Consider the following 21,902-nt stretch of genomic DNA (forward strand, 5'->3'; position numbering starts at 1 on the left):
CACGGAACCGGCGAGAGGCTGAGGGCCGCCGCCCCGGAGTGTCTCCGGGGCGGCGGCCCTCGTCCCTGTCAGCCCATTCGTCGCTCATAGCGCGAACGTGCGAGGTGATGGGCCTTACGGAGCAGCTCGGGGACCGCCTCGGCGGTCCGCGGGCCCGGATTCACCACCGCGAGCCAGCCGACGGAGCCGTAGACGGGGTGCGCGATCACAGCATCGGTGACGCCGGGGTCGTCGTCGATCGCTGGTTCGCGCGGCGCGTGGCCGGTCCAGTTGATGAACGATTCCTTCCCGGCGGCGATATTGACGCGGAACGTATCCGGGCGGTCCAGGCGCGACCTCTCGTCGCCCGGCTGGTTCTTCGTCACGATCGTCGCGAACGGTTGAGTCGATTCCGGCATGACGCCCTCAGGGGAGTAGAAGAAGAACGTATCCCCCCAACTGATCTCCGGTGAGCCGTCGCCGGGCTCCGGCCTGAACGCCAGGGCTCCGTCCAGGTTCTCCACAAGGTCGATGATCTCTTCCATGGTCATGTGCTCAAGCGTTTCATTAAGGTGCTTGTAGAGGCTTCGAGCTGCAAAACAAGGGAGTATCGGGTGTCAACTCTCCAGTCGGCCCTGCGCACGGTCGATGTCGCGCGGCGTGCCGGGTACTCCGTCCAGCAGGTACGCAATCTCGAACGCGACGGTGTGCTGCCGCCGGCCGCCCGCTCGGCTTCGGGCTACCGGATCTACGGGGAGATCCACCTGCGCTCCGCCCTGGCCTACCGGGCCCTGGCGGTCGGTACGGGTCCGGTCGAGGCCAAGCGGATCGTTCGCGCGGTGCACGAGCGCCCGCTCCCGGACGTCCTCGCACTGCTCGACGCGGCACACGCCCAACTCGACCGGGAGCGTAGGGACCTCCGACTCGCCAAGGAGGCCGCGGCGGCGATCTCGGCCGAGCCGGTCGACGACGTACGCCCTTCGGATGCGATGAGCGTCTCCGAACTGGCCGCCGCGCTCGGGGTGCGCCCGTCGACCTTGCGGCACTGGGACGCCGAAGGGCTTGCCGTTCCGGACCGGGTCTCCCCGAGAGATACGCGGCGATACTCACCGGCCCAGACCCGGGACGCCCGGATTGTGCACCAACTGCGCAGCGCCGGGTACCGAATCGAGCAGCTCCGGGCCCTGCTGCCGGACCTGCGGCGCGGACACCGCACGGAAGGGTCGGAGGACATCGCAGCCGCGCTGGCTGCTCGGGACGACAGCATCACGGCTCGCTCCCGTGCCCTCCTCGACGCCACCGTCGCACTCAGCGCGGTCCTCGCCGCCACTGGCTAGCCGTCCCACCCCCACGGCCGTAGCTTCTCCGGGTTGCGGACCGCCCAGATCCGGGTGACGCGGCCGTCGACGACTTCGAACGAGGCCACGGTCAGGACGGCGCCCGCCTGCCGAGCCACCAGACCTGGCACGCCGTTGACCGACCGCTCCAGGAGTTCGAGCCCCGGCGCCTTGTCGGCGATGGCCACCATGTACTGGGCGATGCGCGCACCGCCTTCGATCGGGCGTAGGGCGGTTCCGACCAGGCCGCCGCCGTCGGCGGTCATCACGGCGGCCGGGTCGAGGAGGTCGACGAGGGCAGCGATGTCCTTGGTCTCCCATGCCTCTTTGACATGCCGGACCGCGTCGGCCTGCCCGGCCGCCGTCACCGGAGACCGCGCGACGCGTACCCGCCGCCGGGCGGAGGCAGCGAGTTGTTTGCAGGCCGCTGGGGTCCGGCCGAGGATGCCGGCGATCTCGGCGAAGGGGTACCGGAAGACGTCGTGCAGGACGAACGCCACCCGCTCGGCGGGTGTCATCGACTCCAGAACGACGAGGAAGGCCATGGTCACCGATTCGTCCAGGATCATCTGGTCGGCGGGGTCGGTGCCATGGCCGTGGTCCCGCTCGGCGTGGTCGGGCAGCGGATCGGGCAGCCACACGCCGACATAGCGTTCACGCCGGGCCCGCGCCGAGCCGAGCACGTCCAGGCAGACGCGGCCGGTCACCGTGGTCAGCCAGGCGCCGGGGGACACGATCTCGTCCCGCCGACTCGGCGGCAGCGCGTACCAGCGCGCGTACGCCTCCTGCACGGCGTCCTCGGACTCGGCCAGCGAACCGAGCAACCGGTAGGCGACATTGATCAGTTGGCGCCGCTCACCGGCCACCTCATCGGTACTCGTCCCCGCCGTCCCCATACCCCCGGCCGCCCCCTCGCCTTACCTTTCGCAGGCCCGCGTCGTCGGGCTGGTGAGACCTTATCGACCTACTGCCCCCGGGCAGGAAAAGGGGACCGTGGCATGGCAACCCAGGTGACGGCACAGCACCGCTTCTCGTTCCTGCAGATCGCGATCGCCCTGCAGACCCTGACCATCTTCCTTCAAGCGGTCTCCGCCGGAGTGCTGCTGACCTCGTCCTACGGCGAGACGCTGCACAGCGTCGGGGCCCGCGTGATGTACGGGGCGTCGATGCTGTACGTGCTCGCCGCGGTGCTGGCGTGGAAGCCGGGCGGCGGCTCGCTCCGGCCCGTCCGGTACGCGTCCGGCTTCCTCGTCCTCGCCTCGGTCCAGGTCGTGCTGGGCATCGCGCACGTACCGTCGGTCCATCTCCCCCTGGGAGTCCTGATGTTCGGCCTGAGCGTGCTGGCGCTGGCGCGGCGCTGAGATCAGTGGCCGGCGACCCCGGAGAGTTCGTTCGTGCCCTTCGGCAGCGTCACCGACGTGATCTTCTCGCCGGACTCGATGTCGACGGCGTGCACCGTGCGCTTGCCCGGTTCCGAGACGTACGCGGTGTGGTCACGGACGAAGAGCGTGGGCCTGGCCTGCTGCCAGTCCAGCGGCTCCTGCCATGTGTCCACGACGGGGATCTTCTTCTCGACCGTGCCGGTCTTCGGGTCGATGACGTGAAGAGCGCCGTCGGTACCGAGGACGAGTGCCTCGCCATGGGGTCCACGGCCGAGCGAGCGGAACGAGTAGCTGGTGCCCAGGTCGACCAGGCGCAGCTTCGCGGTTTCGGTGTCGATGAGGGAGATACGGGTCGGTCGTTCCAGTTCGGCGTCCGGGTCGGTCTTGTAGTCGCCCAGGAGGATCGGCGAGGCGTCGCTTCCGGCCTGGTTGCCGATACGGCCGTAGTCGTCGGGGGCGTCGACCTTGGTGAACTCGCCGTTCTTGTAGATCAGGACGCCGTCCTCGCAGCCGACGCCGACGGCCTCGCCCTGGGCGGCGGCTTCGCCGTGGACACCGGGGCACCTCTCGTCGCGCTTGATCTCCTTGTTGTTCTTGTCCAGGACGAGTGCGCCGGTGCGCTTCTCCTCGGTGCCGAGGGTGCTGAGGAGTTCGCCGTTGCTCAGTTCGACGGCGACGCCGTGGTGTGCTTCGGTGGAGTGATAGGTGCGGCCTTCGGGCTTCGTGCCGCCGCTCAGGTCGGCGGGGTCGATGACATTGACCTCGCCGGTGCCGTCGGTGAACAGGACGGTCCTGCCCGCGTGCCGTACGACGTGCCCGGGCTTGGATCCCTCGTAGGTGATGTCCGTGAGGTTCTGCTCGGCGGCATCGAGAACCCGGAAGCCGGCGTCGGTGGAGACGATGACATGGGAGTCGTCTCCTGCCGGGTTGACGCGGTTGAATCCGGGCAGCGCAAGGGTCCTGGTCAGTTTCAGGCTCTCGCCGTCCAGGATGTACAGGCCGCCGTCGAAGGTGGCGACCAGCGGGTCCTTGACCGTCGCGGCGGACCGGGCGCTCGGCGAGTCCTTCGCCGTCCTCGTGTCGGAGGAGGCGCTGTCCCCTCCCCCGCAGGCGGTCAGGACCGTGGAGACGGCGAGGGCGAGGGCGGTTCCGGTGCAGGCCCTGTTGCGTAGTGCGTTGTTCACGGTGTGTGTTCCTCTCCGGCCGCGCGGGCGCGGCGTGGGTGTGCCTGGTGTGGGTGTGGGTGGCGTGAGTGTGTCTGTGCCGGTGTGTCTGTGCCGGTGTGTCTGTGCCGGTGTGTCTGTTGGTGACGGCGGGACGTGCCGGTGTTTTCGGCGCGGTGGCGCGGGCTCAGTCGCCGGTCAGGCCGTCGGCCATGGCGGTGGTGTTGGCGCGCATCATCTGCAGATAGCTTCCGGCGCCCTTGCCCTTCTCGGTGAGCGACTCGGAGTAGAGCGCCACGACTCGTACCCGGCCGCCGAGTTCGGTGCGCAGGACCTCGGCCAACCGCTGGGGCCTGGAGGAGTCGGCGAACACCGTGCGTACCCCGGCCTCGCGCATGGCTTCGGTGAGTGACCGCAGGTCGGAGGAGCTGGGCGAGGCCAGCGTGGTGCCGCCGGGGATGACCGCGCCGATCACCCGGAAGCCGAAGCGTTGCGCGAGGTAGCCGAAGACGTGATGGTTCGTCACCAGCGCCCGCCGCTCTTCGGGTACCCGGTCGAAGGACTTCTCCATCCAGGTGGTGAGGTCCGCGAGTTGTGCCTCGTAGCGGGCGGCGTTCTCCCGGACCGCCTTCGCGTCCACTCCGTCCACGTGCTCGACGATCTGGTCGGCGATCAGGCCGGCGGCCGTGCGCACCCGGTCGGGGTCGGTCCAGAAGTGCGGGTCTGGCTGCCCTGCCTCCTTCTCGGGGCCCCCGTCGGCGTGCGGGTGGAAGGTGAGGGGGTCCACCGCCCTGCCGACCTCGAAGGTGGCCACGCCGGCCTCGCGGGCGGCGTCCACGTGCCGCAGCACGTTCTCCTCAAGGCCCAGTCCGTTGTGGACGACGAGGTCGGCGCGCTCCACTTCGGCGGCCTGCACGGCCGACAGTCCGAAGGAGTGCGGGTCGGCGTTCGGTTTCATCAGCACGGTGATCTCGGCCTCGTCGCCGAGGATCTGCCGCGTGATGTCCCCGAGGATGTTGGTCGTCACCACGACCCGGGGCCGGTCGTCGCCGCCCGTGCAGGCGGTGACCGTACCGGCGAGGGCGAGGGCGAGCAGGCTCAGCAGCAGGCGGCGCAGCCGCAGAACGGTTCGCCTCGGCGTCCTCATCAACCGGTCTCCGCCATCAGGGCCGGCTTCATGCCGAGGTCGAAGGTCCGGGCGACGCGCAGGTCGTCGTTGTAATCGATCTCGTACACGCGGCTGCCCGCGGGGTCGTTGAGGTAGGCCCGGCTGCGGTCGACCTCGACGACCGCGCCCGCGCCGCCGTCGGTACGGGCCTCGGGGACATCCCGCAGAAGCCGTTCGGTCTCGGACACCTGCTTGCCCGTGGTGATGTCGTAGCCGTGCAGGGCTCCGTCGTCCTGGAGGACGAGCAGCGGTGAGCCCTCGCCCGCGGTGCTGACGGCGACGACGCGTCCGGTCTCCCACCGTTTCCAGGTGCGCTCGGTGACGTCCAGCACCCACACCGCGCGGTCCCCGGCCGGCGCGGTGAGTGTGTCGCTCCCGACGCGGTGGCGGAAGTACGACGCCCGTTCCTCCGCGGGGACATCCGCGCCGTACGGTATCTTCCCGGCCGTGAAGCCGCCGTCGTCCTCGCTGATCAGCAGGGCGCCGTCCGCGCATCCGAACACCACCCCGCGCCGGGTGACGGCGTCGCCCCTCGGGTCCTCGCACTCCGCGTCGGGCGCGGCGACCCGCTTGCCCTTCCTGTCGTGCACCACGAGCTTCGCGAGGCCGTCCTCGTCGTCCGTGAGGGAGAGAAGGTGCTCCGCGTACGGGACGACGGCGCCCGTGTGGGTTCCGGGCAGCGGGATGGGGTTGCCCACCGTGCCCTTCTCCAGTTCGGAGCGGCCGTACGTCGCGGCACGGCCGTCCTGGTCGGTCACCGCGGTCACCGCGGCGTCGCCGCGGACGCGCGTACCGGTGCCCGCGGGTATGCGGCCGGCGTCGCGTATCGCGGAACGGTAGTAGTGGACGTGGTCGCCGTGGTCCACCGTCCAGGCGCCGCCGTCGAGGACCCGCGTACCGCCGGGGGTGTGGAGGTAGCCGAACCGGCCGTCCGTGGTGAGGCCCGAGGCACCGGTGGTCCGGGTCACCTCGTGCACCGTGCCGGTGATCAGGTCGAGTACCCGGGTGTCGCCGGTGGCCGGGTCGTTGAGCAGCAGCCGGGACTGCTGCTCGGCCGCCTCCCGCGCCCCTTCGACGTAACCGTGCGGAGTGGCGGAGGTCGGGGAACCCGCCTTCGGGGCGGGCGCGTTGTCGTCCTGCCCCGCGCAGCTCGTGGCGAGCAGCGCGAGGGCCGCGAGCGCGGTCGGCCCCCAGGCCGTGACGTTTCTCCGGACGAACAAGGACATCTCCTCAGGTCTCGCTCAGTCGGTGGTCGCCGGGCGCACGTCGGTTGAGCGCGCACGGCGGCGGTGGCGGATGCCGGATGCCAGGTGGGACAGGAAGAACAGGCCCACCGCGAGGGCCGAGACGGTCGCGCCGGCCGCGGTGCTCAGGTGCCAGGACAGCAGCAGGCCGCCGAAGGTGGCGGTCACACCGAGCAGCGCCGCGAGCACCATCACACCCCGCACACTGCGCGCCCATGGCAGGGCGGCGGCCGGCGGGGCGATGAGGAGGCCCAGGACCAGCAGCGTCCCCACGATGTGGAACGAGGCGACGATGGCCAGCGCCAGCAGTCCCAGCAGCACGGCATGGGTCAGGCGTGGACGCAGACCGAGCGTCCGGGCCTTGCGCGGGTCGAACGCCAGGGCGAGGAAGGCGCGGTGGCCGAGGACCGAGACGGCCAGCGCCAGCAGCAGGGCCCCGCCCAGCAGCGCCAGGTCCTGTTCACGGACGGCGAGGACGTCACCGAAGAGGAATCCGGTGAGGTCGACCGCGAAGGAGTGCGAGCGCGACACGATGATGACGCCGAGCGACAGCATCCCCACGAAGAGCAGGCCGATCCCGGTGTCCTCGGACAGCCGGGGTCCGCGGCCGAGGGCGGTGACCCCTGCCGTCATGACGGCCGCGCTCAGCAACGCCCCCACCAGCAGGTTTCCTCCCAGCAGCGCGGCGAGCGCGACGCCGGGCAGCAGCCCGTGCGACATGGCGTCACCGAGGAAGGCCATCCCTCTCAGCACCACCCAGGTCCCCGCCAGGGCGCAGATCGCCGATACCAGGACCCCGCCCCACAAGGCCCGTTGCACGAAGGTCACCTCGAAGGGACCTGTCAACCACTCCATGCGAGCACACTACAATGAAAACCATGTTCAACAAACAGCGCCTCCCGCTCGCCACCGCCGGGGACGCGACGTTCCGCGTCCGATGCGCGGAGCTGTCCGCGGGCTACGCCGGCCACCCGGTACTCCACCAACTCGACTTCGAGATAAGGGCATTGACCACCACCGCACTCGTCGGCCCGAACGGCAGCGGGAAGTCCACCCTGCTCGGCGTGCTGGCCGGAGTGATCCAGCCCACAGCGGGCGAGGTCCAGCACTCCGGCGGACGGCCACCGGCATTCGTGCCTCAGCGCGGTGGAGTCGGCGTCGCACTACCGCTGACGGTCCGGCAGACCGTGGAGATGGGACGCTGGGGCGAACGCGGTCCGTGGCGCCGGCTCACCCGTCAGGACCGGGTCGCGGTGGACTCGGCCCTGGAACGCCTGGCCATCGCCGACCTCGCCGCACGTCAGCTCGGGGAGCTGTCCGGCGGGCAGCGGCAGCGCGCCCTGATCGCCCAAGGGCTGGCCCAGGAGTCGGACCTGTTGCTGCTGGACGAGCCCACCACGGGGCTCGACCCCGAGGCCAGGGAACGCATGGCGACCCTGCTGACGGACCTGGTCGATGACGGCGTGACCGTCGTCCACGCCACTCACGACCTGGACGCCGCACGCTCGGCCGACGCCTGCCTCCTGCTCAGCGACGGCCGTCCGGTCGGCCGGGGGGACCCCGAGCGGCTCCTCACCCCCGCCACGCTCGCGCAGGTCTGGCAACCGGCCTGAGACACCACCGCCCCCGGTCGCCGGAAGGATTCGGCGACCGGGGGCTCCCCGTCCGGGTTCGCACGCGTCAGACGCGTCGGACGCGTCAGATGGAGAACCGCTCCTTCGCGAGCAGCGGACGCACCCGGGTGTGGAAACCGCCTGTACGGAAAGGGCGCTGCAGGAGGCCGGGCCGGATCGCCTGTGCCAGCGCCGCCGCGATCATGCCCTGGTCGAGCGCCAGGACGAAGTCGCTGACCCGGCCGGTGGAGACGTTGACGGAGTCACGGAAGCCGTAGCCGTCGTGGTACGCGCCGAAGTCGCGGTCCAGCGCGTGCAGGTTGGCGATCGCCTCGCGGGGCGCGTACGGCAGGGCGAGGAAGGAGGCGTGCGGGGTGACCACCCCGTTGGTGAACGCGGACGGCGGCGGAAGCGGCGCGCCGTCCGTGGTGTACGTCCGGTCGGTGTTGGAGGCGTATCCGTCGACCTGCATGCCGAGCGCGTCGACCCCGTACTCCTGGTACCCGCCCTCGGGGATGTTGGCCGGGGAGAAGCCCCAGTAGCCGTACCGCGCCTCTTCCAGGCCGTGTTCGATCTGGCCGCGGACGTACCGGTGGTGGGTGAGGCCCCAGGAGCGCGGCGACCACTCAGGCTCCGGGACGAACAGCGGCACCATCAGCGCCTCGAACATCGAACCGCCCCAGCTCGGGACGAGCGCGCGGCCGCGGTGTGTGTAGTGCCCCTGCCAGACGCGCACACCGTCGATGACCGTGTGACCGCCCCCCGGGCGCTGTTCCTGCTCGTGCTCCGGGAGCATGGTGCGCAGCAGGTGCCAGTAGTGGTCCGCGGGCAGTGAACCGTCCGCGATGCCGAGGTAACTCGCCATACGGGGCTCGGTGTTGAGGGCGCCGTAGTGGTGGGCCGTCGGCTCCTCGGTGTCGGTCCAGAAGCCACCGCGCAGTTGCCCCGGTCCGGCGACGGGGTCGGCGGGGTCGTACGGGGTGTAGTAGTACGACCAGTCGGCCGTGGCCAGCAGGCGGGCGATCCGGGGGCGCAGCGCGGGCGCGGCGTCGGCGGCGATGCGCAGTCCGGTGATCAGCCAGGCGTTGTCGACGGAGGAGAGGAAGGGGCGGACCGGGGCGCCTGTTCCCGGCCACTCGGTCAGGACGGAACCGTCGTGCGCGTCGTACCAGTTGAGCCAGAAGCCGTGGGGGCGCTCCAGCTTCTCGACGGCTCGTACCGTGCGGGCCAGGCGGCGTTCCATGGTGGTGCCGTCGATCACGCCGAGGCCGGCGGCGGCGACGGTCGACCAGAGGCCGCAGCCGATGTTGGTCGGCGAGGTCTGGCGGGAGAGTACGGGACCGCCCGCACCGCTGAGGTCGATCTTGTCGACGGCGAGACCGAGGTCGGTGGTCATCACCTCGATGGAGCGGTAGGTGTCGCGGAACCAGCGCAGCAGATCGGGCGCGGCGGCGTTCCGCGCGGCAGGGGCGGCGAGTGCGGCAGGGGCGGAGGCGGCGCCGAGGGAGAGAGCGGCGGCTCCGCTCCCGGTGGCGGTGAGAAACGTACGACGGTCCATGACGATCCAGCTCCTGGTGGCAGAAGGGGACGGAGAAGTTCCGTGGCGTGCGCGGTGCGATGGGATGGGATGGGATGGGATGCGAGCGTGCGGCGGCCCGGGCCGTGCCGTGCGGAGCCGTACGGGGACCGGTGACTGTCAGGTGGCACCGGTCCCCGCACGGGCGGGAGCCGTACGGCGGCGGCTCCCGGTCGGTGGGCCCAAGTCAGCCGGCGGTCCGAGGGAGTGTGCGGGTACGGCCCATCGCGCCCAGCCAGGTGGCGGACGGCTTGGGCAGCCGCTCGAAGGTCTCCGGGTCCCAGCCGATCAGGCCGAACGTGGGCTTGTAGGAGCCCCATTCGTAGTTGTCCAGCGCGCTCCAGGCGAGGTAGCCCTCGATGCGCAGGCCGTCCTGGAGGGCGGCGGCGACCTCGTTCAGCGCGCCGGTGTAGTAGTCGATCCGGCGGGCGTCGTCCTGGGTCGCGATGCCGTTCTCGGTGACGATCAGCGGCATGCCGGGGCCGGCGACCTCGGCGGTGTGGCGCAGCGCGTGGCCCACCGCCGACGGGTAGTACTCCCACTGCGTGAGGGTGCGCTCGGCGTCGTCGGCGGTGGGGATCGGGCCGTCGGCGCCGATCCTGGTCCGGGTGTAGGACTGCACGCCGATCCAGTCGTCGCCGCGGGCGGCCTCGATGAAGATGTCCTCGCGGGGGTGCCGGTAGGCCGCGGTGACGTCTTCGGCGCCCGGCAGCGCCTGGTAGACCTGGTTGGCGATGGTCCAGCCGACCTGGATGTCCGGGTTGATCGCCCTGACCTCCTTGACGGCCGCGTGGTGCGCGGCGATCACGGCGTGGGTGGTCTCCTCGTCCGGGGTCGGCAGCCCGGCGGGCGGGAAGCCGATGTCGCCGCGCTTGGCCTGGCCCGCCATGACGGCGATCATGTTGGGCTCGTTGATGGTGCAGACGTGGCCGACGCCCTCGGCGATGACGGGCGCGCAGGCGGCGACGTACCGGGCGAAGAGTTCGGTGGCGCCCTCGGCGGTGAAGCCGCCGCGCTCCTCGAACCACTGCGGCACGGTGAAGTGGTGGAGGGTGACCATCGGGCGCAGGCCGCGTTCGACGGCGCCCTCGACCATGCGGCGGTAGTGGGCGAGTTCGGCGTGGGAGAACCGGCCCTCGGCCGGTTCGATGCGCGCCCACTCGATGGAGAAGCGGTAGTCGGTGAAGCCGAGTCCGGCCAGCACGTCCATGTCCTCGCGCCAGCGGTGGTAACTGTCGCAGGCGTCCAGGCTGGGCTCCTGGATGTGGGTGCCCGCGGTGTGTTCCTTGACCCACCAGTCACTGTTGGTGTTGTTGCCCTCGATCTGGTGGGCGGCCGTGGAGGCGCCCCACAGGAAGCCTTCGGGGAACGGGACTTGGGTGTGCGTCATCGCGAAATGTCTTTCCGGTGCGTGGAGGGTGTGAGAAGGGTGGCGCGGGAACGTACAAGTGGGTGCGCGGAAGGGCTACTTCATGCCCGCCGTGGCGATGCCCTGCGTGAAGTGCCGCTGGAGGGCGATGAACACCACCAGGACCGGCAGCACGATCAGGAAGGAGCCGGCCATCAGCATGCCGTTCGAGCCGCCCGCCTTGTTGGGGTCGGTGGCGAACGTGGCCAGGGCGACCGGCAGGGTGTACTTGTCGGGATCGTTGGTCGCGATGAGCGGCCAGACGAAGTTGTTCCAGGAGCCCAGGAACGTGAAGATCGAAAGCGTCGCCAGGGCGGGCTTGACCAGGGGCATCACGATCCGCCAGAAGATGTACCACTCACCGGCGCCGTCCATCCGGGCGGCTTCCAGCAGCTCGTCCGGGATCGACTGCATGAACTGCCGCATCAGGAAGACCCCGAAGGCTCCGGCGGCGAACGGCAGCACCAGTGCGGCGTACGAGTCGATCAGACGCATCTTGCTCATCAGCACGAAGAGCGGGAGCAGCATCAGGTTGCCGGGCACCATCAGGGCGCCGAGCACCAGCCCGAAGATCTTGTCGCGGCCGGCGAAGTTCAGCTTGGCCAGGGCGTACCCGAGCATGGAGCAGAACACCAGGTTCGACACGGTCACGAGGACCGCCACGATCACCGAGTTCATGAAGTGGAGCGGCAGGTCGAGCTTGTCGAGCAGATCCCGGAAGTTGTCCAGGGTCCACTCGGTCGGGATCCATACGGGCGGGCTGGCGGTCAGCTCGCCGGGGGTCTTGAAGGCGGACAGGGCCATCCACAGGAACGGCGCCGACATGACGAGCAGGCCGAGTGTGAGCAGCACGTAGACCAGGAGGCGCTTCACGGACCGGGGACGGCGGCCGGAGGGTGGGCCCGGCCGGTCCCGCTCGGGGGGCCCGGGCTGTGACGGCGCCGTCGCCACGGCGCCCGGTGCACTGGTGGCGCTCATTTCGTGTTGTCCTTCAGCAGTCGGAGCTGCAGCACCGTGATGCCCATGATCACTACGAAGAGGACATACGCCATGGCGCTCGCATAGCCCATGTGGAAGAAGTTGAAGCCCTCGCGGTACATGTTCAGCGACACGGTGAGTGTGGAGTCCGAGGGTCCACCTTGCGTCATCACGAACGGCTCCTCGAACACGTTGAGGTAGCCGATGGTGGTGATGACCGTGGCGTAGAGCAGGGTGGGCCGCAGCAGCGGGACGGTGATCCGGCGGAACTCCTGCCACGTCCCGGCGCCGTCCAGCCGCGCCGCCTCCCGTACCTCGGTGGGGACCGCCTGGAGCCCGGCGATGAGGAGCACCATGACCGTGCCCATGTTGCGCCAGACCGCCATCGCGATCATCGAGGGCATGGCGAGGGCCTCGGAGCCGAGGAAGTCCGGTGCGGTGAGGCCCACTTCGGAGAGGAGACCCGCGACGAGCCCGTCGCTCGGATCGAGCACGAACCGCCAGACCACGGCGACCGCGACGATGGTGGTGACCACCGGGGCGTAGAAGCCGACGCGGAAGAAGGTGCGTGCCCGGTCGATGCCGTTGTTCAGCAGGACCGCGACGACCAGTCCGAGGAGGACCGTCAGCGGGACACCGACGACCACGAAGTACGCCGTGTTGAAGAGCGACGTGAGGAACTTGTCGTCGCCGAAGAGCTTGACGTAGTTCTCGAAGCCGATGAACTCCGCGTCCAGCGGACGTGTGACATTGCGCAGCCCGAAGTCGGTGAAGCTCATCGCCAGCGTGGCGAGGATCGGGGCCGCCATGAAGACGAGGAAGAGAACCAGGAAGGGGGTGGAGAACAGCCAGCCGGCCACGTTCTGCACACCCATCGAGGACTTCCGGCGCCTTCGCGACCCCCCGGGCCCGCCGGACGGGGCCGCGGGCGCCCCCGTCCCGGCCCGTACCTGGGCCGTCCGTGCGGCCTTTCCGGTCGTGGTGCTCATGGCGCCTACTTCACGAGCTCTTCGATCTGGGACTGCGCGGTCTTCAGCGCGTCCTCGGCGGACGCCTTGCCCTGCGTCACCTTGGCGATGGCCTGGTCGACCTTGTCGGTGATCTCGGTCCACGCGGCCAGCGACGGGGCGGACTTGGCGGTGTCCATCTGCTTCTTGAAGACCTGGAGGTTCGTGTCGTCGGCGAGGTCGCCGGACGTCCAGGCGGAGGTGTTGGCCGGCAGGTCCTTGGTGCGCTTGTACCAGTCGGCCTGGCCCTTGGTGTCCGTCAGGTACGTGATGAAGCGCGTCGCCGCGGCCTTGTGCTCGCTGTCCTTCGAGATCACCAGGGAGGAACCGCCGGCCATCGAGACGGAGGACGCGTCGGCGGGCACGTTGGCCACCGCCCACTTGCCCGCGATCTGCGGCTGGCCCTCGTTCAGCAGGGTGACGTGCCAGGGTCCCCCGAAGAACATCGGGACCCGGCCGTTGCCGAAGTCCTTCGTCACGTCGTAGCCCGGCTGCACGGACTTGTTCGACAACCCCTTGTCGAAGTACGAGCCGTACTCCTTGAGCGCCTTGACGGCCTGGGGGCTGTCGATGGCGGCCTCGCCCTTGTCGTCGACGATCTCGCCGCCGGCCGAGTAGAGGAAGGAGTAGAAGTTCTGCACGGTGTCCAGGCCGCTGGGCTGGATGGACAGGCCCCACCTGGTGCCGGCCTTCTGCTGGTACGCGGTGGCGAGGTCCCGCAACTCCTTCCAGGTGGCCGGGGCCTTGTCGATCCCGGCCTTCTCGGCCAGGTCGGTGCGGTAGTAGAGGACGCGGGTGTCGACGTACCACGGCACGCCGTACGCCTGGCCGTCCACCTCGCCCTGCCGCCAGCCGGAGGGGAAGAAGTCCTTCTCGTCGAAGGTCTTGGTGTCGACCGGCTCCAGTACACCGAGTTCCGCGAACTCGCCCAGGTAACTGCCCCCCATCTGCGCCACGTCCGGCAGGGTGCCGGCGGCTGCCGCGGAGACCAGCTTCTGGTGGGCGACGTCCCAGCCGACCGGAGTCACCTTGACGGTGACGTTCGGGTGGGCCTCGGTGTACTCCTCGGCCACCTCCGCGAGCTTCTCGCCCTCGGCCCCCATGGCCCAGACGGTGATCGTCTGCTTCGCGTCCGCGGCGACGTCACCGCCACCCGACCCGCCGCATGCGGTGATGCCGAAGGCGAGAGCGACTGCGATACCGGCCGAGACGGTTCTGGCGGTACGGGACATGGAGGGCTCCTCCTTGAGCAATCCGAATGTATGCGCTGCCTGTAAGCGCATACATCACTCTGCGCCAAGTGGCCGGAAATATGCAAGAGGCCGCTGGGTCACACTCGTGCAACGTGAAGAACACTCGGCGGACACCGAGCACACGGAGCGCGGCGACGCGGCCGACCGCCACACACCGCTGGGAGGCGGGGGGGCATCGCCAGGCGATGGGCGTCACCAGAGGCAGGCGGGCGCCACCGGGAAGCGGCGGAACAGGTGCCGACGGAAAGCGGCGGGGGAAGCGGCGGGACAGGTGGCCGACGGGAAGCAGCGGGGGGACCCGGCTGCTCGGCCGGGGTGCCGCGGCTCCGTCAGCCGCAGCCGCAGCTCGCGCGCCGGACGAGGGAGACCGGCAGCGTCAGCGAGACCGGGGCCCGGTTTCCGTCGGCCAGCCGCTGGACCAGCAACTCCACCGCCTGCTCGCCGAGGTGGCGGATCGGCTGCCGTACGGTGGTCAGCGCCGGTTGCACGATCCGGCCCAGCGGAATCCCGTCGAACCCGGTCACCGCGATGTCCTCGGGGACCCGCACACCACGCCGGTCCAGTGCGCGCAGCGCACCCACCGCCATCTGGTCGTTCGCGAAGAGCATCGCCTCCGGCCGGTCGCCCGCCCGGTCCAGCAGCGCCTCGGCGGCCCGCGCGCCCTCGGCCCGGGTCATCATCCCGACCCGCAGGTCGGGCGCGTCCGGCACCGGCAGTCCGGCCTCCCCGCACGCGTCCCGGAAGCCGGAGAACCTGGCCTCCGCGTCCGGGGAGTCGACATCGCCGCCGACGAACGCGAGCCGGCGCAGCCCGTGGTCCTCGATGAGATGGCGGGCGAGCGCCCGCTCGCCGTCGGCGTTGGCGACCATGATGTGGTCCAGGTGGTCGATCTCGCGCGGCCCGGCGAGCATCACGATCGGCAGCCGGCTCGAAATCACTTCGAGGTCCTCGGTCGGTACGGTCCGCGCGAGGACGGCGAAGCCGTCGACCCGCCCCGCGACCTTCGCGACCAGGCTCTCGGGGCCGCCCTCCAGCGACGCGGCGATCAGCAGCGCGTAACCGTGCCGCCGCGCCGCCCGCTCCATGCCGCGGATGATCTGGTCGGAGTAGAGCATCACCGCGTCGTCGGCGTCACCCTCCGCCTCCGCGTCGGCCTCGGCGTCGGGATCGGCGTAGTCGGGGAAGCAGAGGCCGAGCACACCGGTGGTACGGCTGGCCAGGCCCCTGGCGCTCCCACTGGGTACGTAACCCAGCTCGCGGGCCGCCTCCAGAACCCGCTCACGGGTCTTGGCCCGCACCGATCCGGGGTTGCGGTAGACCCGCGAGACCGTGGCGATGGAGACGTCCGACCGCTCGGCGACGTCGTAAACCGTGGGGGCGCTCACTCGACCGACCGTCCGCTTCTTCCGCCGTACCCGGGTACGCGCTGGTGCCTGTCACCGAACCGCTATGAAAGCGCATTCATCCTAGATCGCCGGTCGTACGGCGAGCAAGACCACCCCGCGCGGCGCGGCAGCGCACCTCAGCCCGACGGCATGTCCCCGGCCTGGGAGCGTCGGGTTCCGGACAGGGCACTCTTGTCCGCGCAGTGCCGCCAGGCTCCGGGGGCGACGCCCTCCCTGCGCAGAAACGCACGGCTCAGCGCGGTGCCGGTGTCATAGCCGACTCTGACGGCGATCTCCTGAACACTCAGCGGTGTCTCCCGCAGGAGGGTCTTCACCCGGTGCATGCGCCACGACGCGAGATAGGCCAGCGGCGTGTCCCCCGCCTTCTCCTTGAACAAGGCGGCGAACGCCGAGCGTGACATCCCCGCCTTGCGTGCGAGTGCGTCGACCGTCCACGGATGGGCCAGGTCCGCGTGCATCTCCCGCATGGCGACGGAGAGCCGTGGCTCCCGCAGCGCGGCGAGCCACCCGATGGTGCCGCCGCCCGCCTCCGCACAACAGGCGCGCAGCGCCTGGACGAACAGCACGTCGGACAGCCGGCTCATGACGAAGCCGGCGCCGATCCCGCTCGCCGCGCTCTCCTGTGCGATGAGGTCGAACGTGGCACGCAGGAGTTGGCCGGCCGTGTCGTCCAGGCTCAGCCGGAACAACGGCGGCAGGAGGGCGAACAACGCCTCGGACGCCACGGCGTCGAAAGCGAACCGGCTGGAGATGATCTCGGTCAGCTCGCCGTCGCCCCCGGCCCGCGCCGAGTTGCCGGACGCTTGGGCGAACACTCCGTCGCAGTCGACGACATCGCTGCCCGTCTCGTCCTGGAGCGTGAAGTCCACGCCCGCCCGGACCAGGAAGCAGTCGTTCGTCTTCAGACGGAGGGGCCGGTCGAGGGGGCCCGCGGTCAGCCAGCAGGATCCGCGGGAGATCAGCACCAGCCGGGCGAGGTGCCGGGGAGGGAACGAGATACCCCACGGCGCGTGTGCCTCCACCCGTACGTACCGAGAGTTCTCGATCTTCATCGTGGTGAGGAGGCCGTCGATCGGATCCATGCTTCTCCTGGACGATGTGCACCAAATCCTGGACGCGAGAATACATTCCGTCCAGCGTCCCGGTCCTACCGTGAAGAGGTCGGATCCACGGACGAAGGACAAGCTGTGCAGACATTTCAGGTGAATGGTGACGGTGGCCCGGTCGTCGCCCCGGTGGAGCGTCCGGTGCCGGTTCCGTCGGCGGGCGAGGTGCTCGTACGGGTGAAGGCCAGCTCGCTCAACGCACGCGATCTGCGCATCGCGAACGGAACGTATCCGGTCCCTACGCCTCCGGGGCGTATCCCGCTCTCCGACGGCGCGGGCATCGTCGAGGCGGTCGGGGACGGGGTCTCCCGGTTCCGCGTCGGGGACCGCGTCATGAGCACGTTCCACCCGACCTGGCTCTACGGTGCGTTCGCCAAGTGGGGTGAGCTGTACGGGGTGCAACGCGACGGATGGCTCACCGAGTACATCGCCGTCGACGAACAGAGCGTGGTCGGTGTGCCGGAGCATCTGTCCTTCGAGGAAGCGGCCACGCTTCCGTGCGCCGCGCTCACGGCGTGGTCGGCCGTGTCCGGGGTCGGTGCGGGCGATGTGCTGCTCGTCCAGGGATCGGGCGGCGTCTCCGTCTTCGCGCTGCAGTTCGCCCGCCTGGCCGGCGCACGCGTGCTGGCCACGACGTCCAGTGCCGAAAAGGCCCGGCGCCTCGGCGCTCTCGGCGCGTCCGACGTCGTCGACTACGTCAGCACACCCGAGTGGGGTGCCCAGGTACGGGCGCTCACCGGCGGCCGCGGTGCCGATCTCGTGGTCGAGATCGGCGGGGCCGGAACGATCTCCCAGTCGATCGCCGCCATCACCGAGGGCGGGCGCATCTCCCTCGTCGGCAACCTCGCCTCGGGCGGCGGCATGGACCTGACGCGGTTCTTCCAGCGCGGCGCGACGCTCAGGGCGATCACGGTCGGCAGCCGGAGCGACTTCGAGCAGATGAACCGGGTCATCAGCCGGCATCAGCTACGGCCCGTGGTCGACCGTGTCTTCCCGTTCGACGAGACGCCGGACGCGTTCTCCCACTTCGAGAAGGGATCACGCTTCGGCAAGGTCGTCATCAGCCACTGACGGCCTCCTCCCGCAGAGGCGGGCCGCTCGGGCCGGTCGGGCTGGTCGGTACGGTCGGGCCCTCGGGAGCGACCGTACCGGTGCGCCGGAACTCGCTCGGGCTGACGCCTCGGATCCGTTTGAACGCCGCGCTGAACGCGAACGCGTCGGAGTAGCCCACCGCGCGGCCGATCTCGGCGACGGTCGCCGCCTCGCGCTCGGCCAGCAGGTCCGCCGCGAGGGTCATGCGCCAGCGGGTGAGGTAGGTCAGCGGTGGTTCGCCGACCAGGTCGGCGAACCGCTTAGCCAGTGTGGAACGCGACACCCCGGTCCGGTCGGCCAGCGAGGAGATCTTCCAGGGCGCCGCCGGTTCGGCGTGCAGCAGGCGCAGCGCGTCGCCGACCACCGGGTCCCGCTGGGCGGCGTACCAGGCCGGGGGCCGGCCGCCGGGCCGGTCGAAGTACTCGCGTATCGCGCAGACCAGCAGCCAGTCCAGCAGCCGGTCCAGGACCACCTGTTGGCCCGGGGTGTCGGCGGCGGCCTCGGCGGCGAGGTGGTCCATCACGGGGTCGGCCCCGCCGCCGGAAGCCACCCGCAGGACGACGGGCAGCGCGTCCAGCAGCCTGCGGCTGATCTCGCCGCGCACCGGGTAGGCGCCGACGATCAGCGTCGTCGCACCGTCACCGGAGCCGCCGCAGGTGTCGCTCCAGCCGAGCCGGTGCCGGGTCCCGCCCTGCTCGGGCGTCGCGCAGTGCTCGCCGCACGCGATCGGTTCGGCCCGGGTGCCGATCTCGTCGACGAAGGTGAACGGATCGGGGCCCCGCACGATGACCGTCTCGCCGGCGCTGAGGTGTTCGGGCGGGCGGTGCTCCGGCACGATCCAGCCCGCCCCGCCGAGGACGGTGCACAACGTCAGTGGCGCGCCGTCCACGAAGTGCAGCGCCCAGGGCGGGGACAGGGTCGAGCTGCCGAACAGCGAGCCGTGGGCCCGCATCCCGCGGAAGAGGTCACCGAACGCGTCCATTCCGCCGAGGTTAGACGATGGCACATGCGATCCGGCTTCTCACCCATGGATTCGTCCGAGCGGGTGCCGTTGAATCATCGGCATGAGCAACGAAACCACCCTTGTCCTCGGCGCCACCGGCAAGACCGGCCGGCGGGTCGCCGCCCGGTTGCGGCTGCACGGCACGCAGGTCCGCGCCGCCTCCCGATCCAGCCGTACCCGCTTCGACTGGTCCGACCCCGACGGCTGGGATGCGGTCCTGCGGGGCGTCACCACCGCCTACGTGGTGCCCCCGTCCGTGCCCGGACCGGTGCACGCGTTCGTGGCGCGGGCCGAGGCCGCCGGCGTACGGCGTCTGGTCCTGCTCTCCGGGCACGGCGCCGACACCTGGGGCGACTCCACGTTCGGGCTGGACATGCGCTCGGCCGAGGAGGCCGTGCGCGGCTCGGCGCTGGAGTGGACCGTTCTGCGCGCCTCGAACTTCAACCAGAACTTCGACGAGGACATCTTCCACGCCCCGCTGGTCGCCGGCGAGTTGGAGCTCCCGGCCGGTTCGGTCCCCGAGCCGTTCATCGACCTGGAGGACGTCGCCGACGCCGCGGCCACGGTACTGACCGAGCCCGGCCGGCACGCCGGGCGGATCTACGAACTGACCGGGCCGCGCGCGCTGACCTGGGCCGAGGCCGTCGCGCTGATCTCCCGGGCCTCCGGGCAGCCCATCACCTACCGGCAGGTTTCCCCCGCCGAGTACACCGCGGCGCTGGTCGAGGAGGGCTGGGGCGAGGACGACGCCCACCACGTCTCCGCGATGTTCGAGCTGATGGAGCGCGGGGTGCTCGCCGAAGCGACGGACGGTATCGCCACCCTGCTGGGGCGCGCGCCCCGGACCTTCGAGGACTACGTCGTGCGGGCCGCGGCAGCGGGAGCCTGGCGGCCATGACCCCTCCGGCGGCCGGTCGAGAAGCCATGGCCCTGCCCGGGATCCGGCGAACCGTCCCGCTCGGCCCGGACCCTTCACCGTACGGCCGGGAGAGCGGCGGGCTCAGTAGAGCCGGTCGACGGCCGCGCGGACGGTTTCCTTGAACGCGGTGGGGTCCGGGGTGGTCCAGTTGCTCTCCCACTCGACCAGGGTCACGGTGTCCCCGTCCCGGCCCACCCCGTAGAGGTAGTTGTGGTACCGGCTGCCGTCCACCACGCCGACACCCCCTACGGTGGCGCCTTCCTCGACATCGACCGATCCGTGGTCGTAGGCCGTGACGACGTAGCCGGGGTAGGTCTGGCGGTCCGCGCACCCCGCGTACTGCTGCCGGGCCGCCCCGGCGAACGCCACGGCTTCGGTCTCCGTCGGGAACGCGATCACCCTCTGGTAGGCGGAAGCCGTCTCCGAGGTCTGGAAGTGCCCTCTCCAGACGTTCTCCTCGGGCGGCTCGAACGCCCAGTCCGACAGACAGGGCGTGTAGTTGTCCCAGCCTCGCCCCGTCGAGCCTCCGTACCAGGGCAGGACGTCCGGCGGCATGTGCACGACTTCCAGCATCCCCGGCTCGTCCCGCCAGTCCGCGGCCGCCGCGTTCCCCACCGGTCCGGCGGCCACCAGCGCCGCGGCGAACACCGCCCCGGCCACCGCGCGCGCCCAGGCCCGTACGCGTACCCCCATCGCCAACTCCCCTGTGTGAAGGAACCCGCCCGCACACGGACGGGCCGGGCACCAGGATGAGCAGTACGCGACGGGGACCACGCCGCTGCCGGGACTCCCGGCCGGAAACCACCGCGCATCAGTCGAATCTGTCCGAAAAGAGAAATTCGTACGCCGAGGGCCGTTGCCATGGGTGTGGTGTGCCGTGACGCCCGGTGGATGACGCCCGCCGGCTCTTCTCTCGCCTATTCCGAGTTGTTGCCGAACATCAATCGATCACGGGTCGTCTGTAGCTCCCCACGCCAAGCCGGTTTAGGGACGTGCGAGCGTGCACTGCATCTGTCCAATGAGCACTGGACTTGTCGCGCTGGGTATTCGAGTTGGCGGGCGGGTTGGCCCTCGTCGAGGCTGAGCGGGTGGGGTCACAGACGGCGTGAGCGCTGGACCGAAAGGGTTTGGCACGGGGGCCACACATCGACGATGATCACCTCATGACCACCAGAAAGGGCCATGCCTTCTAGGCGGCCCGCTTCGCTCTCCACCGCTCGCGCACCGCCGCCGCTCACCGCAGCGCCCGAACGCCGTGACCGCCCACCCAGGAGAGCCCGCCCGTGCAGAAGACTGCCCTCGTTCCCTACGCCCACCTTCCCCGAGCGCACCACGCCCACCACGTCCTGACCAGCACCGTCGACGTCTTCGGCACCGCCCACTGGCTGCTTGCCGACCGCGCTCCGCAGCTCGGCGGCGATGCCCTGCCCTTCGACGCGCTGGTCGTCTCCGTCCATCCGGGCGGCGACGTCGAACTCACCGAGCTGAGCGCCGTGCGGGCCCGCTGGCCGCGCCTGGACCGCCTGCCTGACGGCGGGTTCGTCGTCGCAGCATCCCGCGCCCGCCGGTACGAGGACGCGGACCAGGTCCAGGTCTTCGACGCGCTCGGCCGCGAGGCCTCCTCCTTCTCCGTCGGGGACGCCATCGAGCACATGCTCGTGGACGAGGCCGGCCACATCTGGGTCGGGCACTTCGACGAAAACCCGGCCGGAATCCGCCGCTGGAGCCCCACAGGCCACATCTACTGGACGTCCGACGGCGCAAGCATCCCTGGCCTCTTCGACTGCTACGCCCTGAACGTGTCGGGCACCACCGCCTGGGCGTGCACGTACACCGACTTCCCGCTCGTCGAGATACGCCCCGACCGGCCCGTGAGGGTGTGGCCGAACCAGGTACGGGGCGCCAAGGCAGTGGCCATCCACGGCGAGCGGGTCGCCTTCTACGGCGGCTACGGCGAAGAGGTGGACCGGCTCACCCGCGGAGAGCTCACCGAAGCATCCGTCGAGCCAACGGACGTCGGCCTGCTCACCCTGCCCGGCGGCCACCTGCCCGGCCGCCGCCGCGCCGTCAGCCGAGGAAGCAGGATCTACGTCCAGGCCGAGCCGTTCACCGCGTGGGGCGTGGTTGACCTCAGCAGCTGAGCCCCGAAAGGAGAGACATGCGGCAAGATGCGGACGCATGCCCCTCTCATCGCGTTTCACCGTGCCGGGCCAGGTCCGGGCTGTGGCCACATCCGACCCCTCTGGGCCACTGACCGTGACCGGTTAC

Annotated in this window: 21 protein-coding genes; 6 read left to right on the plus strand and 15 right to left on the minus strand. The window is 70.5% G+C overall.

Annotated features, from left to right (window positions below; genetic code table 11):
- Positions 1-68: 68 nt before the first annotated feature.
- A complete protein-coding gene (locus ACIO3P_RS01725; protein WP_329822597.1) occupies positions 69-530 on the minus strand; it encodes a DUF6194 family protein in 462 nt (153 codons plus the stop codon).
- A gap of 63 nt (positions 531-593) precedes the next feature.
- Here ACIO3P_RS01725 and ACIO3P_RS01730 point away from each other — a divergent pair, with 63 nt between their 5' ends.
- Positions 594-1,316 carry a MerR family transcriptional regulator gene (locus ACIO3P_RS01730; protein WP_401849841.1) on the plus strand — a complete coding sequence of 241 codons (723 nt, stop codon included), beginning with the start codon at positions 594-596 and terminating at the stop codon, positions 1,314-1,316.
- On the opposite strand, the gene sigJ is transcribed toward ACIO3P_RS01730, so the two are convergent.
- Positions 1,313-2,212, minus strand: coding sequence for an RNA polymerase sigma factor SigJ (gene sigJ, locus ACIO3P_RS01735; RefSeq protein ID WP_401849843.1), 900 nt, complete (start codon positions 2,210-2,212; stop codon positions 1,313-1,315). The genes ACIO3P_RS01730 and sigJ overlap by 4 nt on opposite strands.
- A gap of 102 nt (positions 2,213-2,314) precedes the next feature.
- Here sigJ and ACIO3P_RS01740 point away from each other — a divergent pair, with 102 nt between their 5' ends.
- A complete protein-coding gene (locus ACIO3P_RS01740; RefSeq protein ID WP_329822600.1) occupies positions 2,315-2,677 on the plus strand; it encodes a hypothetical protein in 363 nt (120 codons plus the stop codon).
- Between the two features lie 2 nt (positions 2,678-2,679).
- Here the strand turns inward: ACIO3P_RS01740 and aztD are convergent, their stop codons facing one another.
- The 4 genes from aztD to aztB all read right to left on the minus strand — a co-directional run bounded on the left by aztD (position 2,680) and on the right by aztB (position 7,128).
- On the minus strand, positions 2,680-3,882 hold the full coding sequence (gene aztD, locus ACIO3P_RS01745) for a zinc metallochaperone AztD (protein ID WP_401849845.1): 1,203 nt from the start codon (positions 3,880-3,882) through the stop codon (positions 2,680-2,682).
- Between the two features lie 166 nt (positions 3,883-4,048).
- Positions 4,049-5,008 (minus strand): zinc ABC transporter substrate-binding protein AztC, encoded by a 960-nt coding sequence (gene aztC / locus ACIO3P_RS01750; protein ID WP_401849847.1) that lies wholly within the window; start codon positions 5,006-5,008, stop codon positions 4,049-4,051.
- Positions 5,008-6,255: a hypothetical protein gene (locus ACIO3P_RS01755; protein ID WP_401849848.1), complete on the minus strand. Its 1,248-nt coding sequence runs from the start codon at positions 6,253-6,255 to the stop codon at positions 5,008-5,010. Before ACIO3P_RS01755 ends, aztC begins: the two co-directional genes overlap by 1 nt.
- Before the next feature lie 15 nt (positions 6,256-6,270).
- A complete protein-coding gene (gene aztB, locus ACIO3P_RS01760; protein WP_401849850.1) occupies positions 6,271-7,128 on the minus strand; it encodes a zinc ABC transporter permease AztB in 858 nt (285 codons plus the stop codon).
- A 14-nt stretch (positions 7,129-7,142) separates the two neighbouring features.
- Between aztB and aztA the strand changes: the two genes are divergently transcribed.
- Positions 7,143-7,886, plus strand: coding sequence for a zinc ABC transporter ATP-binding protein AztA (gene aztA, locus ACIO3P_RS01765; protein WP_401849851.1), 744 nt, complete (start codon positions 7,143-7,145; stop codon positions 7,884-7,886).
- A gap of 85 nt (positions 7,887-7,971) precedes the next feature.
- Here aztA and ACIO3P_RS01770 read toward each other — a convergent pair whose 3' ends face one another.
- The 7 genes from ACIO3P_RS01770 to ACIO3P_RS01800 all read right to left on the minus strand — a co-directional run bounded on the left by ACIO3P_RS01770 (position 7,972) and on the right by ACIO3P_RS01800 (position 16,596).
- Positions 7,972-9,444: a glucoamylase family protein gene (locus ACIO3P_RS01770; RefSeq protein WP_401849853.1), complete on the minus strand. Its 1,473-nt coding sequence runs from the start codon at positions 9,442-9,444 to the stop codon at positions 7,972-7,974.
- A gap of 205 nt (positions 9,445-9,649) precedes the next feature.
- The gene (locus tag ACIO3P_RS01775; protein WP_401849854.1) at positions 9,650-10,852 is read right to left on the minus strand and encodes a glycoside hydrolase family 1 protein; all 1,203 of its coding nucleotides are present in this window, start codon (positions 10,850-10,852) and stop codon (positions 9,650-9,652) included.
- A gap of 75 nt (positions 10,853-10,927) precedes the next feature.
- A complete protein-coding gene (locus tag ACIO3P_RS01780; RefSeq protein WP_401849856.1) occupies positions 10,928-11,848 on the minus strand; it encodes a carbohydrate ABC transporter permease in 921 nt (306 codons plus the stop codon).
- Positions 11,845-12,837 carry a carbohydrate ABC transporter permease gene (locus tag ACIO3P_RS01785; RefSeq protein WP_401849857.1) on the minus strand — a complete coding sequence of 331 codons (993 nt, stop codon included), beginning with the start codon at positions 12,835-12,837 and terminating at the stop codon, positions 11,845-11,847. Before ACIO3P_RS01785 ends, ACIO3P_RS01780 begins: the two co-directional genes overlap by 4 nt.
- Positions 12,838-12,842: 5 nt before the next feature.
- Positions 12,843-14,087 (minus strand): sugar ABC transporter substrate-binding protein, encoded by a 1,245-nt coding sequence (locus ACIO3P_RS01790; RefSeq protein WP_401849858.1) that lies wholly within the window; start codon positions 14,085-14,087, stop codon positions 12,843-12,845.
- Between the two features lie 350 nt (positions 14,088-14,437).
- Positions 14,438-15,493 (minus strand): LacI family DNA-binding transcriptional regulator, encoded by a 1,056-nt coding sequence (locus ACIO3P_RS01795; protein WP_329822611.1) that lies wholly within the window; start codon positions 15,491-15,493, stop codon positions 14,438-14,440.
- 137 nt (positions 15,494-15,630) lie between these two features.
- Entirely contained in the window at positions 15,631-16,596 is a 966-nt protein-coding gene (locus ACIO3P_RS01800) for an AraC family transcriptional regulator (protein ID WP_329822612.1), read from the minus strand.
- Positions 16,597-16,701: 105 nt separating this feature from the next.
- Between ACIO3P_RS01800 and ACIO3P_RS01805 the strand changes: the two genes are divergently transcribed.
- Complete coding sequence (locus ACIO3P_RS01805) at positions 16,702-17,691, plus strand: NAD(P)-dependent alcohol dehydrogenase (protein WP_401849860.1); 990 nt, start codon at positions 16,702-16,704, stop codon at positions 17,689-17,691.
- Here the strand turns inward: ACIO3P_RS01805 and ACIO3P_RS01810 are convergent.
- Positions 17,681-18,694 carry a cupin domain-containing protein gene (locus ACIO3P_RS01810; RefSeq protein WP_401849861.1) on the minus strand — a complete coding sequence of 338 codons (1,014 nt, stop codon included), beginning with the start codon at positions 18,692-18,694 and terminating at the stop codon, positions 17,681-17,683. The genes ACIO3P_RS01805 and ACIO3P_RS01810 overlap by 11 nt on opposite strands.
- Before the next feature lie 82 nt (positions 18,695-18,776).
- On the opposite strand from ACIO3P_RS01810, the gene ACIO3P_RS01815 reads away from it, so the two are divergent.
- On the plus strand, positions 18,777-19,613 hold the full coding sequence (locus tag ACIO3P_RS01815) for an NAD(P)H-binding protein (protein WP_329822615.1): 837 nt from the start codon (positions 18,777-18,779) through the stop codon (positions 19,611-19,613).
- A 102-nt stretch (positions 19,614-19,715) separates the two neighbouring features.
- On the opposite strand, the gene ACIO3P_RS01820 is transcribed toward ACIO3P_RS01815, so the two are convergent.
- Entirely contained in the window at positions 19,716-20,327 is a 612-nt protein-coding gene (locus ACIO3P_RS01820; protein WP_401849862.1) for a hypothetical protein, read from the minus strand.
- A gap of 590 nt (positions 20,328-20,917) precedes the next feature.
- On the opposite strand from ACIO3P_RS01820, the gene ACIO3P_RS01825 reads away from it, so the two are divergent.
- A complete protein-coding gene (locus ACIO3P_RS01825) occupies positions 20,918-21,775 on the plus strand; it encodes a hypothetical protein (RefSeq protein WP_401849863.1) in 858 nt (285 codons plus the stop codon).
- The last annotated feature ends 127 nt before the right edge of the window (positions 21,776-21,902 follow it).

This window comes from Streptomyces sp. NPDC087310, from assembly GCF_044744405.1.
Lineage (GTDB): Bacteria > Actinomycetota > Actinomycetes > Streptomycetales > Streptomycetaceae > Streptomyces.